General features: G+C 62.4%; 6 protein-coding genes and 1 pseudogene. All 7 read left to right on the top strand.

Annotated elements, in window-relative coordinates:
* The coding region (cobO, locus tag WBB85_RS22915) for a cob(I)yrinic acid a,c-diamide adenosyltransferase (protein WP_432640877.1) at positions 1–468 on the top strand (468 nt) is incomplete at its 5' end.
* Positions 468–812 carry a Lin0512 family protein gene (locus tag WBB85_RS22910; protein ID WP_432640876.1) on the top strand — a complete coding sequence of 115 codons (345 nt, stop codon included), beginning with the start codon at positions 468–470 and terminating at the stop codon, positions 810–812. The genes cobO and WBB85_RS22910, both read left to right, overlap by 1 nt.
* Entirely contained in the window at positions 809–1,153 is a 345-nt protein-coding gene (locus WBB85_RS22905) for a Lin0512 family protein (protein ID WP_432640875.1), read from the top strand. Before WBB85_RS22910 ends, WBB85_RS22905 begins: the two co-directional genes overlap by 4 nt.
* Positions 1,154–1,160: 7 nt before the next feature.
* Positions 1,161–1,568 (top strand): hypothetical protein, encoded by a 408-nt coding sequence (locus tag WBB85_RS22900; protein ID WP_432640874.1) that lies wholly within the window; start codon positions 1,161–1,163, stop codon positions 1,566–1,568.
* Between the two features lie 19 nt (positions 1,569–1,587).
* Positions 1,588–3,021 (top strand): cobyric acid synthase, encoded by a 1,434-nt coding sequence (locus WBB85_RS22895; protein WP_432640878.1) that lies wholly within the window; start codon positions 1,588–1,590, stop codon positions 3,019–3,021.
* 112 nt (positions 3,022–3,133) lie between these two features.
* The gene (locus WBB85_RS22890; RefSeq protein WP_432640873.1) at positions 3,134–3,574 is read left to right on the top strand and encodes a YqaA family protein; all 441 of its coding nucleotides are present in this window, start codon (positions 3,134–3,136) and stop codon (positions 3,572–3,574) included.
* A gap of 129 nt (positions 3,575–3,703) precedes the next feature.
* A pseudogene (gene ispH / locus WBB85_RS22885) lies at positions 3,704–3,949 on the top strand (4-hydroxy-3-methylbut-2-enyl diphosphate reductase); the annotation flags it as partial.

The following is a 3,949-nucleotide window of genomic DNA, read 5'->3' as shown; positions in this document are numbered from 1 at the left end:
TTCGGGATGATTCTGCGCTGTATCGCGCATGAAATGCCCTCGGCCGTCGTCCAGTTCATCAAGGGGGCCTGGTCCACCGGCGAACGCACGCTGATCGAGGCGAATTTCGGCCATCTCTGCCAGTTCTACGCGATGGGCGAGGGCTTTACATGGGAAACCCAGGACAAGACCCGCGACATCGCCGCCGCGCAGAAGGGGTGGGAAAAGGCCAAGGAGCTGATCCGTGATGAGCGGAACAGAATGGTGCTGCTGGATGAGATCAACATCGCCCTGCGTTACGACTATCTGGATGTGGCCGAGGTGGTCGCCTTCCTGAAGGATGAAAAGCCCGCGATGACCCATGTCGTGCTGACGGGCCGCAATGCCAAGGAAGAGCTGATCGAGATTGCCGACCTCGTGACCGAAATGACGCTGATCAAGCATCCGTTCCGGTCGGGGATCAAGGGCCAGAAGGGGGTCGAATTCTGATGGCAGCCAAACGTCTTCTGACCGAATTTGGCATGGGCACCAGCCTGCGCCGTCAGGACTATACCGAGGCCGCGATACGCGCCGTGAAAGACGCGCTCTGGCACAACTCGATCAATCTGGCCGAGCTGTTCGGGCGTCCGAAAGGCGATATGCAGATTGACGTGGAGATCGGCGTTCAGGCCCCGGACAGGGTCGATTCCACCGCAATCCTTGCAGTGTTCCCCTATGGCCAGCCGAAAGTGACGGTGGTGAAGGGCGGGCTGGACGTGCCCCGCGCCGATGGCGGCAAACCGACGGTGATCGCCAATGCGGCAATCTCAGTTTCACTGGAGGTGGATGCATGAGCGATCAGCGGTTCATCATCGAAATGGGTATGGGCAACGATCAGTATGGGCAGGACTACCAGAAGGCCGCCCGGCGCGCGATCGAGGACGCGATCCGTCATTCCTCGATCCCTATGTTCGATGCCCTTGGCCTTGACCATACGGCCATGAGGGTTGAGGTGACCGTCGGTGTGCAGCAGCCCGAAGCCGTCGATTGCGCGGTGCTCGCCACCGCCCTGCCGCGCGGCAGGGTCACGGTCAGCGCGACCCATGGCGGGCTCAATGTTGCCAATCCCGACAATGGCAATGTGATCGTGATCGCCACCGCCGCCGTCGAGGCGTTCCTGCCGGTTCAGGGGTGAGGCGACTTTGTTTGAAGAAATCGACTATCGGGACCTGAATTCACGGCAGAAGGAAAACTACAACTTTCAGAAGGTTGCAGCACGGCTTGCCAACTATGGTTTCAATTGTCTGCGCCTGACTGACGATTGGCAGGGCGCTGATTTCATCGCATGTCACATCGACGGCGAAACCGTATTGAAGGTTCAGCTTAAGTCGCGGCTGACAATCGATAAGAAATACGTCGGAAAGGCGATCTATATCGCTTTTCTGAATCATGCAGATTGCTTTCTCTATCCGCATGACGCGTTTTTAAACGCCCTAATTGAACGCGGGTCGCTGACAGAAACAAGCCGTCTTTGGGACGAAGAAGGGCGCAGAAGCTGGCCGCGGCCTCCGGTCTGGGCCACGCAGCTTTTGCAACAGTACAAGGTATGACGCGGTGACCAAAGCGCTGATGATCCAAGGCTGCGGCTCCAATGTCGGCAAGTCGCTGCTGGTCGCGGGGCTATGTCGGGCAGCACGGCGGCGGGGGCTCTCGGTCGCTCCGTTCAAACCACAGAACATGTCGAACAATGCCGCCGTCACTGTGGACGGGGGTGAGATCGGCCGGGCGCAGGCCTTGCAGGCGCTGGCATGCGGGTTGGAGCCGCATACCGATATGAACCCGGTCCTTCTCAAGCCCGAGACCGATACCGGGGCGCAGGTTGTCGTGCAGGGAAAGCGGCTGACAACGGTCCGGGCAAGAGACTATTCCGCCCTGAAACCGCAACTTCTGAGGTCCGTTCTGGACAGCTTCAACCGCCTGAAAGCGGCCCATGATCTGATCATCGTCGAAGGCGCGGGCAGCCCGGCCGAGGTCAATCTGCGGGCAGGCGACATCGCCAATATGGGATTTGCCCGCGCGGCGGGCGTGCCCGTGGTGCTGGCAGGCGATATCGACCGGGGCGGGGTGATTGCCCAGATCATCGGTACGCAGGCTGTGCTCGATCCCGTGGATGCGGGAATGGTCGCAGGCTTCCTGATCAACAAGTTCCGGGGCGATCCGAGCCTTTTTGACGACGGCTACCGGCTGATCGAGACCCGGACCGGTTGGCGCGGCTTTGGCGTGCTACCCTATTTCAACGATGCCGCAAAGCTGCCTGCCGAAGATGCGCTCGACCTTGGCGGCACCACCAATGGCGGCCCGCTGAAGATCGCCTGCCTTGCGCTTTCCCGCATCGCCAATTTCGACGATCTCGATCCCCTGAAACTCGAACCTGCGGTCAGCCTGACCATGGTCCGCGCGGGCGAGCCGATCCCCGGGGATACGACCCTTGTCATCCTCCCCGGATCGAAATCCACGCGGGGCGATCTGGCGTTCCTGCGCGAACAGGGTTGGGATATCGACCTTGCCGCCCATATCCGGCGCGGCGGCCATGTGTTGGGCATCTGCGGCGGCTATCAGATGCTGGGCCAAGGCATTTCCGACCCAGAGGGGATCGAAGGCCCGGCGGGCGAAACACCGGGGCTTGGCCACCTGGATGTGACAACGGTCATGAGCCCGGACAAACGCCTGACGCGCACCAGCGCCCTGCATGCCGCGACCGGTGCCGCGATGGAGGGCTATGAGATCCATATCGGCCGCACCGATGGCCCCGACCGCGCCCGGCCCTTCGCCCATGTGGATGGCATGCCCGAAGGCGCGGCATCCGCCGATGGCCGTATCATGGGCAGCTATCTGCACGGCATGTTCACCGGCGATGCGTTCCGCACGGCCTTTCTGGCCGCACTCGGCAGCCAGTCGCAGGCCCGTTACGGTGCCAGTGTCGAAATCACGCTGGATGCGCTTGCCGATCACATGGAAGCCCATCTGGATGTGGACGCGCTGCTGGCGCTTGCGGCAGGTTGAGCGTGCCGTTTGTCACCGCCCGCCGCGCGACCCATGTCTTGACCGCGAAGACAGTGCCGTCACTGATGACGAGTGACCGGGGCCCGGGCATGACCCCTGCGGCGAACCTTACATGACCGAATTTCTGTCACTCCTGGGGCTGTTCACGGCGGCGTTCGGTGCTGCAACCTTGCTGCCTTTGCAGTCAGAGATCGTCTTTGTCGCGGTTCAGGCCGACGGTCGCGTCGGTCTGCCGCTGATCATTGCCGTGGCATCGATCGGCAATACGCTGGGAGCGGTGGTGAATTACGTTCTGGGCCGGTGGGTCTGCCAATTTCGCGACCGGCGCTGGTTTCCGGTGCGCCCGGCGCAACTGGCCCACGCGCAGGACTGGTACGCCCGCTATGGCGTCTGGACCCTGCTGCTCAGTTGGGCTCCGCTCGGCGACGGGTTCACCGTGGTGGCGGGCATGATGCGCACGCCGCTCTGGCTGTTTCTCGGGCTCGTCGCGCTGGCCAAGACCGGCCGTTATGTGGCGCTGGCCATGATCACGGCTGGTGTCCTCGGGGGCTAGACGCCCCCGGCCCGATTGCTTACAGAATTTCGGGCCCACACCGGTCCGGAGCCCACTCGTCAGATTTCCGGCGCCAGTGTATCGAAAATGACCCGGGCCAGCCCCATGCTGGACCCGCAGGAGATCCCGATGGACCGGCCCGCGCTGACCCTTTATCTTGCTGCCCCGCGCGGCTTTTGCGCAGGCGTCGACCGCGCCATCAAGATCGTCGAGATGGCGTTGGAGAAATGGGGCGCGCCGGTCTTTGTCCGGCATGAGATCGTGCACAACAAGTTCGTGGTCGATGGCTTGCGCGCCAAGGGCGCGGTCTTTGTCGAGGAACTGGACGATGCGCCAACGGACCGGCCGGTGATCTTCTCGGCCCATGGCGTGCCG

The sequence above is a fragment of the Albidovulum sp. genome (assembly GCF_049646345.1).
Taxonomy (GTDB): Bacteria; Pseudomonadota; Alphaproteobacteria; order Rhodobacterales; family Rhodobacteraceae; genus Albidovulum.
This window is presented reverse-complemented; position numbering and strand designations above follow the sequence as displayed.